The organism is Paraburkholderia sp. MM5477-R1 (genome assembly GCF_050436385.1).
Lineage (GTDB): Bacteria > Pseudomonadota > Gammaproteobacteria > Burkholderiales > Burkholderiaceae > Paraburkholderia > Paraburkholderia tuberum.
The window spans coordinates 898,969-916,788 of sequence record NZ_JBNDMC010000007.1; the positions used below are offsets into that span (position 1 = coordinate 898,969).

Below are 17,820 nucleotides of genomic sequence, written 5' to 3' on the forward strand. Positions count from 1 at the left end.
GAGTCCGGCTCGACGCGAAGTCGAGCCGGGTTCGACGAAGGGGCCACGCGGTGCGCCAGCAGGATTGGTGCGTTGCGTGGCCCCTTCGCTTTTGCTGAAGCCGACCGGGTTGCGTCGAACCTGGTCGGCGGGGCGGATTCAACGATCAGACCACGTTCGCATCCGCGGACGCCACCGCATCCACCTCGGCCGTCCCTTCCTGCGACGCCACCAGCGTGCGTCGCAGCGCATTGAGCGCCGACGAAAAATGCCCGCGTCGCCACACCAGCAGCGTGTCGATCTTGCCGATATCGGGCAATTCGTGCACCGCGATATTGCTCGTGTCGGTCTGCAGATCGAGCACCGAGCGCGGTGCGACCGCGACGCCCGCGCCGGCCGCCACGCACGCGACGATCGCGTGATACGAGCCGAGCTCCAGCACCCGTTGCGGCCGCGTGCCGTGCTCCAGATACCACTTCTCGATATACGCGCGATACGCGCAGCCCCGCTCGAACGCGATCAGCGTCGATAGCGCGATATCGCGCACTTCGCGGATCGGCCGATGACCGCGCGGCGTCAGCATCACGAGTTCCTCGCGGAAGATCGGCACGGTCTCGAACAGATCGCCGAGCGTGGCCGGATCTAGCGGCGTCGCGACCAGCGCCGCATCGACCTCGAACTCGCGCACCCGCTCGATCAGCCTGCCGGTCGTGCCGGTCTCCAATTCCAGTTCGACGGCCGGCCATTGCTGGTGATATTGCGCGAGCAGGCCCGGCAGACGCGTCGCCGCGACGCTTTCCATCGTGCCGAGACGCAGACGCCCGCTCGGACGATCCTCGCGCACCGCGTGCCGCGCCTCGTCGGCGAGCGCGAGCAGCCGTTCCGCGTAGGGCAGCAGCGTCTCGCCGGCCGGCGTCAGCACGAGGCGGCGGCCGTCGCGGATGAACAGCTCGGTGCCGAGCTGCTCCTCGAGCTGCTTGATGCGCGTGGTCACGTTCGATTGCACGCGATTGAGCTTCGCCGCGGCGCGCGTCACGCCGTTTTCGCGCACGACCGCGCGAAAGATGGTCAGAGCGGCCAGATCCATGATTCTCTCCTGGCGATGAATAACATTCTAATTATTCATTTTTCGTGATTCAAAGGTCAAGCTAGTATGAATTCACACCATCGCCGATTGACCGTCCGATCATGAACGATCTCGCTTCCCACGCGCACCCGCGCTTCCACGACCCGCACGCCGCCCGGCGCGCGGCGCTCGCCTGCATGGTCACGCTGGCCGTCGCGCTCGGTATCGGGCGCTTCGCATTCACGCCGCTGCTGCCGCTGATGCTGCACGGCGCCGCGCTCGGCCAGCCGCAGATCGATATCCAGCATGGCGGCTGGCTCGCGTCGTTCAATTACGCCGGCTATTTCGCCGGCGCGATGACCTGCGCGGCGCTGCGGGTCGAGCCCGCGCGGATGGTGCGCGTCGGACTCGCCGCGACCGTGCTGCTGACGCTCGCGATGGGCGTCACCGGGCAGTTCTGGGTGTGGGCGCTGGTGCGCTTCGTCGCCGGCGCGGTCAGCGCATGGACCTTCGTGTTCGCGTCGCAGTGGGGCTTGCGGCGGCTCGCCGAACTCGGCGCGCAGGCGTGGAGCGGCGTCATCTATACGGGGCCGGGCTTGGGCATCGTCGGCACCGGCTTGCTGGTCAGCGTCGCGGGCGGCTATGGCGCGGTGGTCGGATGGATCGGCTTTGCGGTGATCGGCGCGGTGCTGTCGGTGCTGGTGTGGCCGGTGTTTGGCGAAGCGCGGCGTGCGGGAACAGCGAAGCCTGCCGCTGTAAGCTCCGCAACCGCAAAGCCCGCCACCGGATCGCGCGCCGGCGCAAACCAGCCGCCTCGTACGGCCGGCATTCAGACGAGCCATGCCGTCCACCGCGCCGACGCGTTCTGGCTGGTCCTGCTCTACGGTATCCCGGGCTTCGGCTACATCATCACCGCGACCTTTTTGCCGGTCATCGCGCGCCACGCGTTGCCGGGCTCGGCGTGGCCGGACCTGTTCTGGCCGATGTTCGGTGCGGCGCTGATCGTCGGCGCGTTGCTCGCCGCGCGTTTGCCCGTGCATTGGGACAACCGCGCGCTGCTCGCGGGCTCGTATGTGCTGCAGGCGCTCGGCATCGCGCTGGGCATCGTGTGGCCGACGGCGGGCGGGTTCTCGCTCGGCAGCATCCTGATCGGCCTGCCGTTCACCGCGATCACGCTATTCGCGATGCGCGAGGCGCGGCGTCTGCGCGGCGACGACGCGGCCGGGCTGATGGGTTATGCGACGGCGGCCTATGGCATCGGTCAGATCGCGGGTCCGTTGGTGGCCGCGCCGATTGCCGCGCACATGGGGTCGTTTTCGCTGGCGCTGTGGCTCGCCGCGGGCGCGCTGCTGGCGGGGGCGGCGGGCCTGATCGCAGTGACGCGCGTGCCGCGCGGCCCGCGCCGTGGCCGCATGCCGGATTGCGGTTGCAGCTAAGACGCGAAAACAAATCTCGCACGAGCGCACTAAAATGACCGCTTTCCGTCATTCCCTCGCGCCTGTCGCCGGGCGCGTCGCTCGACCATGCAACATTTCGCGTCCGACAACTACGCCGGCATCTGTCCCGAAGCGCTCGACGCGCTGATCGCAGCCAACAACAGCGGCCACGAGCCGTCCTACGGCGACGACTCCTGGACCAACCAGGTCTGCGACCGTCTGCGCGACCTGTTTCAGACCGATTGCGAAGTGTTCTTCGTGTTCAACGGCACGGCGGCCAATTCGCTCGCGCTCGCGTCGCTGTGCCAGTCGTATCACTCGGTGATTTGCCACGAACTCGCGCACATCGAGACCGACGAGTGCGGCGGTCCCGAGTTCTTTTCGGGCGGCTCGAAACTGCTCACGGCGCCGGGCATCGCCGGCAAGCTCACGCCCGATGCGATCGAGTCCATCGTCACGCGGCGCGCCGATATCCACTATCCGAAGCCCAAGGTCGTCACGCTGACGCAGTCGACCGAGGTCGGCACCGTCTACAGCGTCGAGGAAGTGCGCGCCATCGCGGCGATCGCGAAGCGTCGTCATCTGAAGGTGCACATGGACGGCGCGCGCTTCGCGAACGCGGTCGCCGCGCTCGACGTGCATCCGTCGGAAATCACATGGCGCGCGGGCGTCGATGTGCTGTGTTTCGGCGGCACCAAGAACGGCTTGCCGGTCGGCGAGGCGGTGGTGTTCTTCGACCGCGCGCTCGCCGACGATTTCGCCTATCGGTTGAAGCAGGCGGGACAGCTCGCATCGAAGATGCGCTTCATCTCCGCGCCGTGGCTCGGCCTGCTCGACAACGACGTATGGCTGCGCAATGCGCGTCACGCGAACGCGATGGCGCGTCTGCTGGAGACGCGGTTGCAGGAAATCCCCGGCGTGAGCATCATGTTTGCGAGCGAATCGAACGCGGTGTTCGCACAGTTGCCGCCGCATGCCGCGAAGGCGATGCGCGCGCGCGGCTGGAAGTTCTACGAGTTCATCGGCGCGGGCGGTTGCCGGCTGATGTGCGCGTGGGACACGCAGCCCGACACGGTCGAGCGTTTCGCCGCCGACGTGCGTGAGCTGTGCGTCGCGTGATGGAAGACGCGTGAGGTTGCTGGAACCCGAGTTACCACCGGCGCCTCGATGCACCACTCGGCACACGCGCAAAGCCACCCAACTACGACCCGCCAGAAAACACGAAACAAAGAGACGTCCCCCGCCATGACCGAGTACCGATTCTGTCCCCGCTGCGCGAAACCCCTGACCGAACGCGCCGACCCCGACCACGAGGGCGGCCGCGTCCGTCAGAGCTGTCCCGATACCGAGTGCGGCTACGTCCATTGGAATAACCCGCTGCCGGTCGTCGCGGCGATCGTCGAGTACGAGGGCAAGATACTGCTTGCGCGCAATGCCGCGTGGCCCGAGGGCATGTTCGCGCTGATCACCGGCTTCCTCGAAAACGGCGAGACGCCGGAGCAGGGCATCGCGCGCGAAGTGATGGAGGAGACCTCGCTGCACGCCGGGTCGGTCGAGCTGATCGGCGTGTACGAATTCATTCGCAAGAACGAGCTGATCATCGCGTATCACGTGAAGGCGTATGGGACGATCGCGCTGTCGCCCGAACTGCTCGAATACCGGCTCGTCGAACCCGCGAAGCTGCGGCCGTGGCGCGCGGGCACCGGCCAGGCGCTCGGCGAATGGATGCGGCGACGCGGGTTGCCGTTCGAATTCGTCGAGCGGCCGGGGCAGTGAGGCGTTCGGCCCATCGAGCCGCAACATTCGCCAGCACACAGACGACGCAGAAATCACAGCCAACATGGAGACAGCCCACAACGCACGCGACACCACACGATTCGGCACATCCATCGACGCATCACCGAACCGATCATCCACGTCAACCGGCGGTCAATGAGCGCACGCTCAGGGAGAAAACGGCATGGCCTACATCTACTACCTGACCCATATTCATCTGGGCTACGACGCACTGTCGCAACTGTCGTCCGAGTGCACGCGCATCGGCATCGAGCGGCCTCTGGTGATCAGCGACAAGGGCGTCGTCGCGGCCGGCATTGCGCGGCAGGCACTCGACGCGCTGAAGCTCGGCGACGTGCCGCTGTTCGACGACACGCCGTCGAACCCGACCGAGGAAATGGTGCTCGCGGCCGCCCAGGTGTATCGCGACGAGCGCTGCGACGGGCTGATCGCGGTGGGCGGCGGTTCGTCGATCGATCTCGCGAAGGGCGTCGCGATCGCGGCCACGCATCCGGGGCCGCTCACGCAGTACGCGACGATCGAAGGCGGCAGCGCGAAGATCACCGACGCCGTCGCGCCGCTGATCGCGATTCCGACCACGGCCGGCACTGGCAGCGAAGTCGCGCGCGGCGCGATCGTGATCCTGAACGACGGCCGCAAGCTCGGCTTTCACTCGTGGAATCTGCTGCCGAAATCGGCGCTGTGCGATCCCGGTCTCACGCTCGGCCTGCCGCCGGGGCTGACCGCCGCGACCGGCATGGACGCGATCGCGCATTGCATCGAGACCTTCCTCGCGCCGGCCTTCAATCCGCCCGCCGACGGTATCGCGCTCGACGGCCTCGAACGCGCGTGGCACAGCATCGAGCGCGCGTGCGCGGACGGCCGCGATCGCGAGGCGCGCCTGAACATGATGAGCGCGTCGATGCAGGGCGGGATGGCGTTCCAGAAGGGCCTCGGCTGTGTGCACTCGCTGTCGCATCCGCTGGGCGGCCTGAAGGTGAACGGCCGCACGTCGCTGCATCACGGCACGCTGAACGCGGTCGTGCTGCCCGCGGTGCTGCGCTTCAACGAGCGCGCGCCGAGCGTGGTGGCCGAGCGTCGCTATGCGCGCATGCGTCGCGTGATGGGGGTGCCCGAGCATGCGGATCTCGCGCAGGCGCTGTTCGACATGACGGCGCGGCTTGGACTGCCGACCGGCCTCAGGCAAATGGGCGTCGACGAAAGCATGTTCGACAAGGTCGTGCAGGGCGCGCTGGTCGACCATTGTCATCGCACGAATCCGCGCGAGGCGAGCGCCGACGACTATCACCGCATGCTGACCGAGTCGCTGTGATCCTCGCCTCCACCCACCGCCACGTCCGATGAACAAACCCGCTCCCGCCGGCCGCGCCGCGTATCCGCACTTCCTGCCGATCACCACGCGCTGGATGGACAACGACGTCTACGGCCACGTGAACAACGTCGTCTACTACAGCTATTTCGACACCGTCGTGAACGAGTATCTGATCCGCGCGCGCGTACTCGATTTCGAACACGGCACGACGATCGGGCTGGTCGTCGAGACGCAGTGCAACTACTTCGCGCCGCTCGTGTTTCCCGATCGCATCGAGGCGGGCTTGCGCGTGGCGCGGCTCGGCACGTCGAGCGTGCGCTACGAGGTGGGGCTATTTCGTGACGGCGACGCCGAGCCCGCCGCGCAAGGGCACTTCGTGCACGTCTACGTGGATCGTGCGACGCGTCGTCCCGTGAACCTGCCCGCCGAGCTGCGCGCGGCGCTCGAACCGTTGTGCGTCGTCGGGCCGGCGGACTAGACGCGTGCAGTCGTTCATCATCACTCTGCTCAACGGCCTGAGCTACGGGCTGTTGCTGTTCATGCTGTCGGCCGGGCTGACGCTGATCTTCAGCATGCTCGGCGTGCTCAACTTCGCGCATGCGAGCTTCTATATGCTCGGCGCGTACGTCGGCTTTTCGGTGGCGTCGCGCGCCGGCTTCTGGAGCGCGCTGGTGGTTGCGCCGCTCCTCGTCGGGCTGCTCGGCGCGGCGCTCGAACGCTGGCTGCTGCGGCGCGTGCGCGGGCGCGGGCACGGGCATCTGCCCGAACTGCTGCTGACGTTCGGCGCCGCCTATCTGCTCGGCGAATTCGTCAAGCTCGGCTGGGGGCTCGGTTCGCTGTCGGCGAGGATTCCGGCGGTGCTCGACGGTCCGCTGTTCTCGCTGTACGGCGCGGTCTTCACGCGCTACCGCGCGTTCATGATGGCGGTGTCGCTCGCGATGCTCGCGGCGCTCGTCGCGATGCTGCGCGTGTCGAAGACGGGCTTGATCGTGCGCGCCGCGCTCACGCATGCGCAGGCCGTCGAAGCGCTCGGGCACGACGTGCCGCGCGTGTTCACCGGCGTGTTCGCGGCCGGCACCGCGCTCGCCGCACTGGCCGGCGTGATCGGCGCGCCGCTGTTCGTCATCGAGCCGGCGATGGCGGAGTCGCTCGGCTCGATCGTGTTCGTCGTGGTCGTGATCGGCGGGCTCGGGTCGCTGAGCGGGGCGCTCGTCGCGTCGCTGCTGGTGGGGTGCCTGCAAACGCTGGCGGTCGCGAGCGATCTGTCGTTGGGCGACGTGGTGTCGCTCGCCGGCGCCGTGCTGCCGCCCGAATGGGACGCGCTGACGCTCGCACAGCTCGCGCCGCTGCTGCCTTACCTGCTGCTCGTCGCGGTGCTGGCGACGAGGCCGCGCGGGCTGTTCGGACGGCGTGACGATCATGCGTAAGCGGAGCGGGTCGTCAAACGCGCTGGAAAGCGAGGTGCCGCCTCGCGGGGGCGGCCGTGCGCTCGCGCCGTGGCTCGCGCTCGTCGCCTTTCTGGCCGTACCGCCTTTCATCTGGCCGCACAGCTGGCTGCTCGGCTATCTCGCGCAAAGCGCGACGATGATCGTGTTCGCGCTGTCGTACAACCTGCTGCTCGGCGGGACCGGGCTGCTGTCGTTCGGGCACGCCGCTTATGCGGGGCTCGGCGCGTTGATCGCCGCGCGGGTGTTCAACGCGGGCGGCATGCCGCTGGTGCTGCTGCCGTTGGTCGGCGGCATCGGCGGCGCGCTGTGCGGCGTGCTGTTCGGCTTCATCGCGACGCGCCGTGCCGGCACCGCATTCGCGATGATCACGCTCGGTCTCGGCGAGCTCGTCGTCGCGGCCGCGTGGACGCTGCCGGGCTGGTTCGGCGGCGAGGCGGGCGTCGCGATCGATCGCGCGAGCGGGCCACTCTTCGGCGGCTGGAGCTTCGGTCCGGCGCGCGAGGCCTATGCGCTGATCGCGCTGTGGAGCGTCGTCGCCAGTGTCGCGCTGTTCGCGCTGTCGCGCACACCGTTCATGCGGCTCGCGAACGCCGTGCGCGACAACCCGGCGCGCGCGGCGGCGATCGGCTGCTATCCGCGGCGGATTCGCTATGGCGTGATCGTGCTGTCGGCGTTTTTCGCGGGCGTCGCCGGCACGCTCGGGCTGATCAATATCGAGCTCGTATCGACTGAGAGCGTCGGCATGATGCGCTCGGGCGCGGTGCTGATCGCGACCGTGATCGGCGGCACGGCGGCGTTCTTCGGGCCGGTCGCGGGGGCGATCGTGCTGACGTTTTTCAGCGTGGTGGTCGCCAGTGTCACGCGGGCGTGGCTGTTCTATCTCGGGCTGTTTTTTGTCGTCGTCGTGCTGGCCGCGCCGGATGGGCTCGCCGGCTTTGCCTCGCGGCAGACGGCTCGGATTGCCGCCAACGGCTGGCGACGTTGCCGCGCCGCGTATTGGTGGAGCGCGGCGGCGGGGTTGCTGTGGCTCGCGGCCATCGTGTTCGCGGTGCAGTGGGCTTATGCGGCGCAGTTCGGCGCGGACGAAGGTGCGGTTTCAGGTGGGTTGTTCGGCGCATGGTTCGGCGCCGGTGCAGGTGCGGGCGCTGGCGCGGGTACCGATGTCACCGTCGCGCTGCCGCTGTCGCCGCTTCCTCTTGCGCTGGCGCTCGTTGCGCTCGCCGCTCTGGCTGCGCTGACCACGCGCCATGCGCTGCGCGCGCATGCGCGCGTCACGGCCCACGCACGCGCGGCACGATTCCCCGGAGCCGCACGATGATCCCCGCACTCGCGCTCCACGGCATCGAAAAGCGTTTCGGCTCGACGCAAATTCTGCGCGGCGTCGATCTCGCGATCGAGCCAGGCGAGCGGCACGCGCTGATCGGCCCGAACGGCGCGGGCAAGTCCACGCTGTTCAACCTGATCGGGGGCGGCGCGCGGCCGAGCGCGGGGCGTATCCACCTGTTCGGCGCGGACATCACGCGGCTCGCGCCGGCCGCGATCGCGCGCCGTGGCCTCGCGCGCAGCTTTCAGAGCACCAGCGTGTTCGCGCGGCTATCAGTGTTCGACAACCTGCGCTGCGCGGCGCAGCTTGCCGAGCGCGATCGCACGCGCTGGTGGCAGCGTCTGACCGGCACGGCCGCGGTCGATGCGCGCGCGGCCGACGTGCTCGACGCGGTCGGCCTCGGCGCGCGCCGCGACGTCGCGGCCGGCACGCTCAGCTACGCGGAGCAGCGCGCGCTCGACCTCGGCATCGCGCTCGCGGGCGGCGCGCACACGCTGCTGCTCGACGAACCGACGGCGGGCATGAACCGCGCGGAAGCGGCACGCGCGATCGAGCTGATCCGCGACACCACTGCCGGCCGCACGCTGCTGATGGTCGAGCACGATATGGATGCGGTGTTCGCGATCGCCGATCGCATTTCGGTGCTGGTGCAAGGGCGCATCATCGCAAGTGGATCGCCGGCCGCGATTCGCGCCGACGCGGCGGTACGGGCCGCGTATCTGGGTGAACGCTTCGACGTCGGCTCAGGCGCGCGGGCGGGTGATGAACCGGACCATGGAGCAGGCCGATGAGCGCGCTGCTCGACATTTGCGACCTGAATGCGTGGTATGGCGCGAGCCAGGCGTTGCACGGCGTCACGCTGAGCATCGAGCCCGGCGAAGTGGTCGCGCTGGTCGGCCGCAACGGCTCGGGCCGCTCGACGCTCGCACGCGCGATCATGGGCCTCGTGCGCTGCGAGGGCGAACTGCGTTTCGCGGGGCGTTCGCTCGCCGGTCGGCGCACGTTCGAGATCGCGCGGCTCGGGCTCGGCTATGTGGCCGAGCATCGCGACGTGTTCGCCGCGCTGAGCGTGCATGAAAACCTGCTGCTCGGCATTGCGCCGGCTGCCGCATCGCGTGCGCGCGGCCGCGCGCCGCGCTTCACGCTCGACGACGCGTACGCGCTGTTCCCAGTGCTCGCCGGGCGCAAGCGCACGCGCGCCGGCGCGCTGTCGGGCGGCGAGCAACAGATGCTCGCGCTCGCGCGGGCGCTGCTCGGAGATCCCGATCTGCTGTTGATCGACGAGCCCGGCGAAGGGCTCGCGAGTCTCGTGATGCAGCAGGTCGCCGCCTGTCTGCACGCGCTGCGCGAGCGTGGCGTCGCGATGTTGCTGATCGAGCAGAGGCTCGTGATCGCGCGGGACATCGCGTGCCGCGTCGCGGTGATGGGGCACGGCGAGATCGTGTTCGACGGCGCGCTGGCGTCGTTTATGTCGCGCGACGACGTGATGCGCGAATGGCTCGGGGTTGGCTGACGCGCGACTACGAACAAATTAGTCAAGCATCCTTGTTGATGATCCATTCGTGCGCCGGATCGTTATGGAAATGCCAGACCCGCTGGCTGCCCGCCATCACGTTCAGATAATACGAGTCGTAGCCGTACGGCACGACGACCGGGTGATAGCCGCGCGGCACCATCACGACGTCGTGATCCTCGACGGCCATCGATTCGTCGATATCGCGTGAGTCGGTGTACACGCGTTGGAATGCGAAGCCTTGCGGCGGATCGAGCCGGTGGTAATAGGTTTCTTCGAGCGAGCTTTCGAGCGGGATATTGTCGGTGTCGTGCTTGTGCGGCGGGTAGCTCGACGCGTGACCGCCCGGCGTTCTCACTTCGACCACCAGCAGCGATTCCGCCGGCTCGGTGTGCGGAAGAATGTCGCACACGTAACGCGTATTCAGCGACTTACCGCGCGTCGAGCGCTTCATCGACGCCGGCTCGATCAGCCGCGCCGGATACTCGCCCTTGGCCGGCGCGCTCGCGACACCGATCTCCGCGTCGCGGCATGCGCGCACCGTCGCGCGCACATTCGGCGGCACATACACCGCGTACGGCGCCGCGTCTTCGAACACGCTGTCGCGTGAACCGAGCGAGCTCCACGTCGTGCCCGGCGTTTCGATATCGACCGCGCCGCTCAGCACGACGATGCAAGCTTCACGCGCCGGCTCGAACACGTAGACGAGTTCGTTCGCGCCGAGCCGGTACGCGGCAAATCCCACATAGCGCCAGCAGGCCGACTGCGGCGTCACGCGCGCGATCGTCTGGCCTTCGCGCTCTGCCTTCACCAATAAGCTCATGCTGCCTCCTTGCCGAGGGGCGCATCGACGAGCGCCCGCAAAGTTCCGTATCCCTTCTGCGCATAGTCGAACGGCGGCGCGACCACCGGGTCCTGCTCCGCCTCGACGACGAGCCAGCCGCAATAACCGTGCCGCTTCAACCGGTCGATCAGCGCCGGAAAATCGACCGCGCCGTCGCCGGGCACCGTGAACGCACCGGCGATCACCGCATCGAGAAAACTCCAGTTGCGATTGCGTGCGAGCTTCATCACGGCGGGGCGCACGTCCTTGCAGTGCACGTGGCAAACGCGCGCGATGTGTTGGTCGAGCACGGCCAACGGATCGCCGCCCGCCAACGTGATGTGCCCGGCGTCGAACAACAGGCCGACCGCGTCGCCTGTGCGCGCCATCAGCTGATCGACGTCGGCAGGCGTTTCGACGTACGCGCCCATATGATGATGATAGGCGAGCCGCACGCCGCGACTCAGCGTATAACGCGCGAATTCATCGACGCGTGCCGCGTAGCCGGCCCATTGCGCGTCGCTGAAAAAGCGCGGCCGTTGATACAGCGGGCGCGGCGCGCCCTGGATCGAATCGGCGACTTCACCATACACCATCACGGTCGCGCCGTTCTGCGCGAGCAACTCCAGATGCGCGCCGACCGCGTCGATTTCTTCGGCGACGCTGCGCCTGGCCAGTTGTCCCGAGTACCAGCCGGACACGAGCGCAAGGTCGTATCGTGCGAGCAGCATTTTCAGCGCTTGCGGCTCGCGAGGAAACTTGTTGCCGAGTTCGAAGCCCTGATAGCCGATCTGCCGACCCTCGGTCAGCGCGACTTCGAGCGGCGTCTCGCCGCCGAGCGACGGCAGGTCGTCGTTCATCCACGACAGCGGGTTGATGCCGATGCGTACGTCGAAAGCAGTCATGCCGGAGTCCTCATGGTTCTCAGTCGTGATCGGCGCCCTGTGACGGCGCAGGCGTCGCGGGCGGCGCCGCGCGCGCGGCGAGCTGCGCGTCGTACTTCGCGCGGGCCTCGCGCACCTCGGTGCGCGTCGATACTTCGGGCACCGCGACTTCCCACCACCAGCCACCGTCTTCGGTGGTGCGAGCCGGGTCGGTGTCGATGCTGATCACGTACGTGCCTCGCGCCGCGCGCGCGCGTTGCAGTGCCGCTTCGAGCTCGGCGAGATTGCGCGCATGCTCGGCTTGCGCGCCGAGCGCGCGCGCATGCGCGGCGAAGTCGATGCGCGGCGCGCCTTCCGGTGCGTGCACGCAATCGTCGAGCAGATTGTTGAACGGTGCGCCACCGCAAGCCTGTTGCAGTCGATTGATGCAGCCGAAGCCGCGATTGTCGAGCACGACGACGATCAGCTTCGCGCCGAGCATCACCGAGCTCGCGATCTCGCTGTTCATCATCAGATAGCTGCCGTCGCCGAGAATCACGATCACCTCGCGCTCGGGCCGCGCGAGCTTGACGCCGAGGCCGCCCGCGATCTCGTAGCCCATGCACGAATAGCCGTATTCGACGTGATACGCGCCGGGCCGGCCCGCGCGCCATAGCTTGTGCAGATCGGCGGGCAGCGTGCCGGCCGCGCAGACGACGATGTCGTCGGTCGGCGAGTGCGCGCTCGAACGCTGCACCGCGCCGATCACGTCGCCCTCGTAGGGCAGTACCGCGTCGCGTTGCGGCGCATGGGTGAGCGTTTGCACGGTGTCGCGCCAGCTCGCCGCGAGCTTGTGTGCGCGCGCGGTCCAGCTGCGCTCGGCGTGCCAGCCATGCAGCGGCCCCGTTAGCGCATCGAGCGCGAGTTTCACATCGGCTTCGACGACGAAGCCGCGATGCTTGAGCGCGTCGAATCCGTTCGCGTTGATCGCGATCACGTCGGCTTGCGTGAACAGCGTGTTCGAGCCGGTCGTGAAGTCCTGCAGCCGCGTGCCGAGCGCGAGCACGCAGTCGGCGTCATGCGCAAGCGCGTTGGCAGCCACTGAGCCGGTCACCCCGAGCGCGCCGGCATTCAGCGGATCGTTCCACGCGAGCGAGCTTTTGCCGGCCTGCGTTTCCGCGACCGGCACGCCATGCGCGCTCGCGAGGCGGTGCAGCGCATCTGCCGCGCGGCTGTACAGCACGCCGCCGCCCGCGACGATCAACGGACGCTTCGCGTGCCGCAAGCGCGCGCACGCGGCGTCGATATCGTCGCTACGCGGCGCGGGTGCATGAAAGCGCACGACACGCTGCGTGAAAAAGTCCTCCGGGAAGTCCCACGCCTGCGCCTGCACGTCCTGCGGCAGCGCCAGCGTGACGGGGCCGCACAACGCGGCATCGGTGAGCACGCGGATCGCGCGCGGCAGCGCGCTCAGCAATTGCGCAGGATGCACGATGCGGTCGAAGTAGCGCGACAGCGGCTTGAACGCGTCATTCGCGGACACGCCGCCATCGTTGAAATCCTCGACCTGCTGCAAGACCGGATCGGGCGCGCGCGACACGAAGATGTCGCCGGGCAACAGCAGCACCGGCAAACGGTTCACGTGCGCGAGCGCGGCCGCGGTCAGCAGATTGGTGGCACCTGGGCCGATCGACGTCGTCACGGCCATCATGCGGCGGCGAAAGTGCGCCTTCGCGTAGGCGATCGCACTGTGCGCCATCGCCTGCTCGTTGTGCGCGCGCAAGGTCGGCAGCGCGTCGCGATGCTGATACAGCGCCTCGCCGATGCCCGCGACGTTGCCGTGACCGAAAATCGCGAACACGCCGCCGAACAGCGGTTCGACGTTGGTGCCGTCTTCGCTGGCGACGCGTTGCGCGGCCAGATAGCGCACGAGCGCCTGCGCCATCGTCAGGCGAATCGTGCCGCCGGTGCGCGCAGGCGCGTGCGCTTGCGTCGCGCCGCTGGCGGATGGGGTGTCGTCATCCATGATGCGCTCGTTCATGCGGCCTGCTCCTGATGAGCGTGATGAGGTGTGCCTTGCGCCGCCGGTTCGCCGCGCGCACCGCGCCACGCGGCGATCAGCGTTTCGAACGTGAGGCGCACGCGCGCGATCAGTTCGTCGTCGCCGATTTCACCGGCGAGCCACGCATGGCTCGGTTCGTGAAAGATCGTGCGGCCGACCGTGAAGCCGCGGCACGTCGCCGCTTGCGCGGCCGCGCGAAAGCCCTCGCTCAATTGCTCGACCGCCGCCGATAAACCGAGCAGCACGACGCCACGGCAATACGGATCGCGCTCGGCGATCAGCGCGTCGATGGCCTGCCATTGCGCGGCGTCCATCGGTTCGAGCTTCCACCACTCGGGGTAGATGCCGAGGTTGTAGATGCGCTTTAACGCGCGATACACGATATCCGGCCCCTGCGGCAGCGACGCCTGCTTCGGTGGAATCACTTCGAGCAGCAATTCGTGGCCGCTTGCCTGGGTCGCGTCATACAGCGTGCGCAGTTGCGCTTCCTGTTCGAGCCGCTGCTCGATCGGCTCGTCGGGATGAAACTGCACGAGGCATTTGACGACGTGTTCCTGCGGCCACGCGATCAACGTGGTGCCGATCGAACGACCATGATCGAACACGAGCGGCACGGAGCCGGGCAGTTCGACCGGGCGGCCGATCCACCAGCCGCGACCGGTCGCGGCATTCAGCGCGTCCTGACCATAGCGGTCGTCGATCAGTACGCCGATGCGTCCCTGCAAGTTCAATGCACGTTCGGTTTGCGCGACCGCTTCGACGAACAAGCCCTTCAACCGGGCAATGCGCGCTTCGTCGGCACCGGTCTGCTGCGCGAGTTCGAAGAACGGGTTGCGATGATCGAAAGCGAAGCCGAGCACCTCGTGCCACGCTTTGCGCGCCGGCGACACGCGATGCAGTCTTGCGAGCTTCGCATCGCGATCGGGGCGGCGCATGCGTTGCGGATCGGCCTGCGCTTCGCGCAGGAAGTAGTCGAGTTCGGCCGGTGTCGGCATCGCCGGGGCGCAGCCGTGCCGGGACACGACCAGCGCGCCGCTCGCATTCGCGGCGCGCGCGCAGGCGTCGAGCGGCTGATCGCGCAGCCAGCCGGACAGGAAGCCGGAAGCGAACGCGTCGCCCGCGCCGAGCACGTTCAGCACTTCGACTTCGACGCCGCCATGAACCGGCGCATCGTCGAGCGATGCAGGCACCTCGCCGTCGATGATCTGACAGCCGAGCGGCCCGCGTTTCAGCACGAGCGTGGCCGGCGTCACCGCGCGCACCATCGCGAGCGCGTCGGCGAGGTCGGCCTTGCCGCCGGCGATGCGAAACTCTTCCTCGGTGCCGATCACCAGATCGAACAGCGGCAGAATCCGCTGCAAATGCGCGCTGACGCCTTCGCTCGCCACGAAACGCGTCTCGCCGTCGGCCTTGCCCGTGAGTCCCCACAGCACCGGGCGGTAGTCGATGTCGAGCACGGTGCGCACGTCGTTGCGGCGCGCGTAGTCGAGCGCGCGACGGCTCGCGCGATTGACCTGCTCGGTCGAGAAATGCGTGCCGGTGATCAGCAGCGCTTTCGACGACGCGATGAAGGCCTCGTCGAAGTCGGCCTCGTCGACCGCCATGTCCGCGCAGTTCTCGCGGTAGAAGATCAGCGGAAAGGTGTCACGGTCCTTCAGGCCGAGCAGCACGAGCGCGGTCAGCCGATCGTGATCGATGCGCACGCGACTCACGTCGCAGCCTTCCTTCGTGAGCGTCTCCGTCAGGAAGCGCCCCATGTGATCGTTGCCGACGCGTGCCAGCATGGCCGCGGCAAGCCCGAGCCGCGCGCAGCCGAACGCGATGTTCGCCGACGAGCCGCCGAGATACTTCGCGAAGCTCGACACGTCTTCGAGCCGTGCGCCGACCTGCTGCGCGTACAGATCGACGGCCAGCCGGCCGAGGCACACGATGTCGCGGGCGCGCCCCGGCGCGAACCGGCTGTCCGCTGCGTTACCGCTGGAGGTGCTGGAGTGAGCCATGAATAGTCCTGAGTAACAGTGCGCGGTAGGTGCGCGTCGGCCAGCCGGGCGAAACGCGCCGAGGCTGGACGTGCCGCGCGAATCGGTCAGATCGTCGCGCCTTCGAGTTCGCCGATCATCTTCTGCATCTCGGCGCCGCCGGCCATCATGTCGAGCACTTCGTTCTTGCTGATCGTCTGTTTGGTGAACGTGCCGAGCGAGCGGCCGCGATTGAGCAGCGTGAACGAATCGCCGATCGGATACGCGTGGTGCACGTTGTGCGTGATGAAGATCACCGAGATGCCTTTGGCGCGCGCCTTGTGGATCAGCTTCAGCACGTTGAAGCTCTGCTTGACGCCGAGCGCGGCGGTCGGTTCGTCGAGAATCAGCACGCGCGCGCCGAAGTGGATCGCACGCGCAATCGCCAGACATTGACGCTCGCCGCCCGACATCGTGCCGATCGGCTGATGCGGGTCGCGCACGTTGATGCCCATTTCGGCGAGCTTGTCGCGCGCGGTGGTTGCGCAGGTTTCGAGGTCCATCACGTTCAGAAGGCCGAACAGCTTTTTCTGCGGCTCGCGGCCCATGAAAAAATTGCGCGCGACCGATAGCAGCGGCACCAGCGCGAGATCCTGGTAGACGGTTGCGATACCGAGATCGAGCGCGTCTTTCGGCGACGTGAAGTGCACCGGTTTGCCGTCCACCCGGTAGGTGCCTTTGCTCGGCTGATACACGCCCGCGAGCGTCTTGATCAGCGTCGACTTGCCGGCGCCGTTGTCGCCGAGCAGGCAATGCACTTCGCCGCGTATGAGGCGCAGCGTGATGTCGTTCAGCGCGATGATGTTGCCGAAATAACGGCTGACGTTTTCCAGCGACAAAATGATGTCGTCGGTGTTCTGTTCGGGGGTGCTCATCGTGAACCTCCGTCTAGCGCGATGCCGCGACGCGGCCGCGCACGTAGTGGTTGAACAGCACGGCGAACAGCAGCATCACGCCGAGGAACACGCGGAACCAGTCGGAATCGACGTTGGTGTACGTGATGCCGATCTGCACGACGCCGAAGATCAGCGCACCGAAGCATGCGCCGATCACCGAGCCGTAGCCGCCTGTCAGCAGCGTGCCGCCGATCACCGCGGCGATGATCGCCTCGAACTCCGCCTGCAAACCGCGGTCGGCCGCGGCCGAACCGATGTCGCACACCTGAAGTACCGCATACAGGGCCGAGCAGAACGCGGTCAGCACGAACAGCGAAATCTTCACGCGACGCACCGGCACGCCGACGTTCTTGGCCGCGTTGGCATCGCCGCCGACCGCGAAAATCCAGTTGCCGAAGCGCGTCTTGGCGAGCGTGAACGCGCAGACCACGGCGAGCACGAGCCACCACAGCAGCACCTTCGGAATGCCCGGCACGAGCGGCGTGCCGTTGTCGAGCAGCTTCACGAGGCCGAGGTGGCCGAGCCACACGAACAGACCTTTGAACGCGACGCCCTGGAAGAGCGTGTGCGCGAACCAGTCCTGACGCGCGACGTCGCCGACGCCGGAGATGATGGTGCGATCGGCGAACATCACCGATAGCGCGAGCGTGAGACCGCGCAGTATGAACAGGAACGCGAGCGTGACGATGAACGACGGCAGGCGCGTGCGTATCACCAGATAGCCGTTGAGCGCGCCGAGCAGCATCGAGCCGACGAACGCGAACAGGATCGCCAGCCAGATCGGCCAGTGGAAGTACATGGTCGGCAGCGCGACCATCATGCCGGCAAAGCCGATCATCGAACCGATCGACAGATCGAACTCGCCGGCGATCATCAGCAGGCACGCGCCGACCGAGATCAGACCGAGATAGGCGGCGACCTGCGACCAGTTCATCACGCCGTCGAGGTTGAACATCCCCGAGTTGCCGGCCGCCACGCCGAACACGATGAACACCATCACGGTGCCGGCGAGCGCCGCGAATTCCGGTCGGCCGAGCAGATGGCGGAACCAGGATTCCTCGCGCACGCGTTCGTCGACGGCAGCGGATTGCGAGGCGGTCGTCGCAGCGGACTTCGCCGGGTCCTGCGGATCAGGCGGCGGTTGCTTGCGGTGATGGGGATGAAACAGGTCGGCGACACCCATTGAAGCTCTCCTTGATACGCCCGCGACCGGCGGCTCGGCGCAATGCCGTGGGCGTTTGCGAATCCGCTGAGCGGGCGGGCGCCGGCAAGACGCCATGCGT

Annotated in this window: 16 protein-coding genes; 9 read left to right on the forward strand and 7 right to left on the reverse strand. The window is 67.7% G+C overall.

What is annotated here, in order from left to right:
• Positions 1-145 precede the first annotated feature (145 nt).
• The gene (locus OKW35_RS33015) at positions 146-1,066 is read right to left on the reverse strand and encodes a LysR family transcriptional regulator (protein ID WP_429355874.1); all 921 of its coding nucleotides are present in this window, start codon (positions 1,064-1,066) and stop codon (positions 146-148) included.
• A gap of 101 nt (positions 1,067-1,167) precedes the next feature.
• On the opposite strand from OKW35_RS33015, the gene OKW35_RS33020 reads away from it, so the two are divergent.
• The 9 genes from OKW35_RS33020 (at position 1,168) to OKW35_RS33060 (ending at position 9,875) form a co-directional block, all read left to right on the forward strand.
• On the forward strand, positions 1,168-2,481 hold the full coding sequence (locus OKW35_RS33020; RefSeq protein WP_429554265.1) for a YbfB/YjiJ family MFS transporter: 1,314 nt from the start codon (positions 1,168-1,170) through the stop codon (positions 2,479-2,481).
• A gap of 87 nt (positions 2,482-2,568) precedes the next feature.
• Positions 2,569-3,600 (forward strand): threonine aldolase family protein, encoded by a 1,032-nt coding sequence (locus OKW35_RS33025; protein WP_429355872.1) that lies wholly within the window; start codon positions 2,569-2,571, stop codon positions 3,598-3,600.
• 126 nt (positions 3,601-3,726) lie between these two features.
• The gene (locus OKW35_RS33030; RefSeq protein ID WP_184061467.1) at positions 3,727-4,257 is read left to right on the forward strand and encodes an NUDIX domain-containing protein; all 531 of its coding nucleotides are present in this window, start codon (positions 3,727-3,729) and stop codon (positions 4,255-4,257) included.
• Positions 4,258-4,441: 184 nt separating this feature from the next.
• The gene (locus tag OKW35_RS33035) at positions 4,442-5,590 is read left to right on the forward strand and encodes an iron-containing alcohol dehydrogenase (protein WP_429554266.1); all 1,149 of its coding nucleotides are present in this window, start codon (positions 4,442-4,444) and stop codon (positions 5,588-5,590) included.
• A gap of 28 nt (positions 5,591-5,618) precedes the next feature.
• Positions 5,619-6,068 (forward strand): acyl-CoA thioesterase, encoded by a 450-nt coding sequence (locus tag OKW35_RS33040; RefSeq protein WP_184061469.1) that lies wholly within the window; start codon positions 5,619-5,621, stop codon positions 6,066-6,068.
• 4 nt (positions 6,069-6,072) lie between these two features.
• Positions 6,073-7,017: a branched-chain amino acid ABC transporter permease gene (locus OKW35_RS33045; RefSeq protein ID WP_429554267.1), complete on the forward strand. Its 945-nt coding sequence runs from the start codon at positions 6,073-6,075 to the stop codon at positions 7,015-7,017.
• Positions 7,010-8,356 (forward strand): branched-chain amino acid ABC transporter permease, encoded by a 1,347-nt coding sequence (locus tag OKW35_RS33050; RefSeq protein ID WP_429554268.1) that lies wholly within the window; start codon positions 7,010-7,012, stop codon positions 8,354-8,356. Before OKW35_RS33045 ends, OKW35_RS33050 begins: the two co-directional genes overlap by 8 nt.
• The gene (locus tag OKW35_RS33055) at positions 8,353-9,153 is read left to right on the forward strand and encodes an ABC transporter ATP-binding protein (RefSeq protein ID WP_187610867.1); all 801 of its coding nucleotides are present in this window, start codon (positions 8,353-8,355) and stop codon (positions 9,151-9,153) included. The genes OKW35_RS33050 and OKW35_RS33055 overlap by 4 nt, the downstream gene beginning before the upstream one ends.
• Positions 9,150-9,875, forward strand: coding sequence for an ABC transporter ATP-binding protein (locus tag OKW35_RS33060; protein WP_090801053.1), 726 nt, complete (start codon positions 9,150-9,152; stop codon positions 9,873-9,875). Before OKW35_RS33055 ends, OKW35_RS33060 begins: the two co-directional genes overlap by 4 nt.
• 22 nt (positions 9,876-9,897) lie before the next feature.
• On the opposite strand, the gene iolB is transcribed toward OKW35_RS33060, so the two are convergent.
• The 6 genes from iolB to OKW35_RS33090 all read right to left on the reverse strand — a co-directional run bounded on the left by iolB (position 9,898) and on the right by OKW35_RS33090 (position 17,720).
• Positions 9,898-10,698, reverse strand: a complete 801-nt coding sequence (gene iolB / locus OKW35_RS33065) for a 5-deoxy-glucuronate isomerase (protein WP_429554269.1) — start codon at positions 10,696-10,698, stop codon at positions 9,898-9,900.
• On the reverse strand, positions 10,695-11,603 hold the full coding sequence (iolE, locus tag OKW35_RS33070) for a myo-inosose-2 dehydratase (protein ID WP_429554270.1): 909 nt from the start codon (positions 11,601-11,603) through the stop codon (positions 10,695-10,697). Before iolE ends, iolB begins: the two co-directional genes overlap by 4 nt.
• A 19-nt stretch (positions 11,604-11,622) precedes the next feature.
• A complete protein-coding gene (iolD, locus tag OKW35_RS33075) occupies positions 11,623-13,602 on the reverse strand; it encodes a 3D-(3,5/4)-trihydroxycyclohexane-1,2-dione acylhydrolase (decyclizing) (RefSeq protein WP_429554271.1) in 1,980 nt (659 codons plus the stop codon).
• Entirely contained in the window at positions 13,599-15,623 is a 2,025-nt protein-coding gene (locus OKW35_RS33080) for a bifunctional 5-dehydro-2-deoxygluconokinase/5-dehydro-2-deoxyphosphogluconate aldolase (protein WP_429554272.1), read from the reverse strand. The genes iolD and OKW35_RS33080 overlap by 4 nt, the downstream gene beginning before the upstream one ends.
• Positions 15,624-15,709: 86 nt before the next feature.
• Positions 15,710-16,516, reverse strand: a complete 807-nt coding sequence (locus OKW35_RS33085) for an ATP-binding cassette domain-containing protein (RefSeq protein ID WP_090801043.1) — start codon at positions 16,514-16,516, stop codon at positions 15,710-15,712.
• 13 nt (positions 16,517-16,529) lie between these two features.
• Positions 16,530-17,720, reverse strand: coding sequence for an ABC transporter permease (locus OKW35_RS33090; protein WP_429554273.1), 1,191 nt, complete (start codon positions 17,718-17,720; stop codon positions 16,530-16,532).
• Positions 17,721-17,820: the final 100 nt, after the last annotated feature.

Bases quoted from the DNA above. Each gene is read 5' to 3' on its own strand.
- OKW35_RS33015 (WP_429355874.1), bottom strand. From the start codon at position 1,066: ATGGATCTGGCCGCTCTGACCATCTTTCGCGCGGTCGTGCGCGAAAAC.
- OKW35_RS33020 (WP_429554265.1), top strand. From the start codon at position 1,168: ATGAACGATCTCGCTTCCCACGCGCACCCGCGCTTCCACGACCCGCAC.
- OKW35_RS33025 (WP_429355872.1), top strand. From the start codon at position 2,569: ATGCAACATTTCGCGTCCGACAACTACGCCGGCATCTGTCCCGAAGCG.
- OKW35_RS33030 (WP_184061467.1), top strand. From the start codon at position 3,727: ATGACCGAGTACCGATTCTGTCCCCGCTGCGCGAAACCCCTGACCGAA.
- OKW35_RS33035 (WP_429554266.1), top strand. From the start codon at position 4,442: ATGGCCTACATCTACTACCTGACCCATATTCATCTGGGCTACGACGCA.
- OKW35_RS33040 (WP_184061469.1), top strand. From the start codon at position 5,619: ATGAACAAACCCGCTCCCGCCGGCCGCGCCGCGTATCCGCACTTCCTG.
- OKW35_RS33050 (WP_429554268.1), top strand. From the start codon at position 7,010: ATGCGTAAGCGGAGCGGGTCGTCAAACGCGCTGGAAAGCGAGGTGCCG.
- OKW35_RS33055 (WP_187610867.1), top strand. From the start codon at position 8,353: ATGATCCCCGCACTCGCGCTCCACGGCATCGAAAAGCGTTTCGGCTCG.
- OKW35_RS33060 (WP_090801053.1), top strand. From the start codon at position 9,150: ATGAGCGCGCTGCTCGACATTTGCGACCTGAATGCGTGGTATGGCGCG.
- iolB (WP_429554269.1), bottom strand. From the start codon at position 10,698: ATGAGCTTATTGGTGAAGGCAGAGCGCGAAGGCCAGACGATCGCGCGC.
- iolE (WP_429554270.1), bottom strand. From the start codon at position 11,603: ATGACTGCTTTCGACGTACGCATCGGCATCAACCCGCTGTCGTGGATG.
- iolD (WP_429554271.1), bottom strand. From the start codon at position 13,602: ATGAACGAGCGCATCATGGATGACGACACCCCATCCGCCAGCGGCGCG.
- OKW35_RS33080 (WP_429554272.1), bottom strand. From the start codon at position 15,623: ATGGCTCACTCCAGCACCTCCAGCGGTAACGCAGCGGACAGCCGGTTC.
- OKW35_RS33085 (WP_090801043.1), bottom strand. From the start codon at position 16,516: ATGAGCACCCCCGAACAGAACACCGACGACATCATTTTGTCGCTGGAA.
- OKW35_RS33090 (WP_429554273.1), bottom strand. From the start codon at position 17,720: ATGGGTGTCGCCGACCTGTTTCATCCCCATCACCGCAAGCAACCGCCG.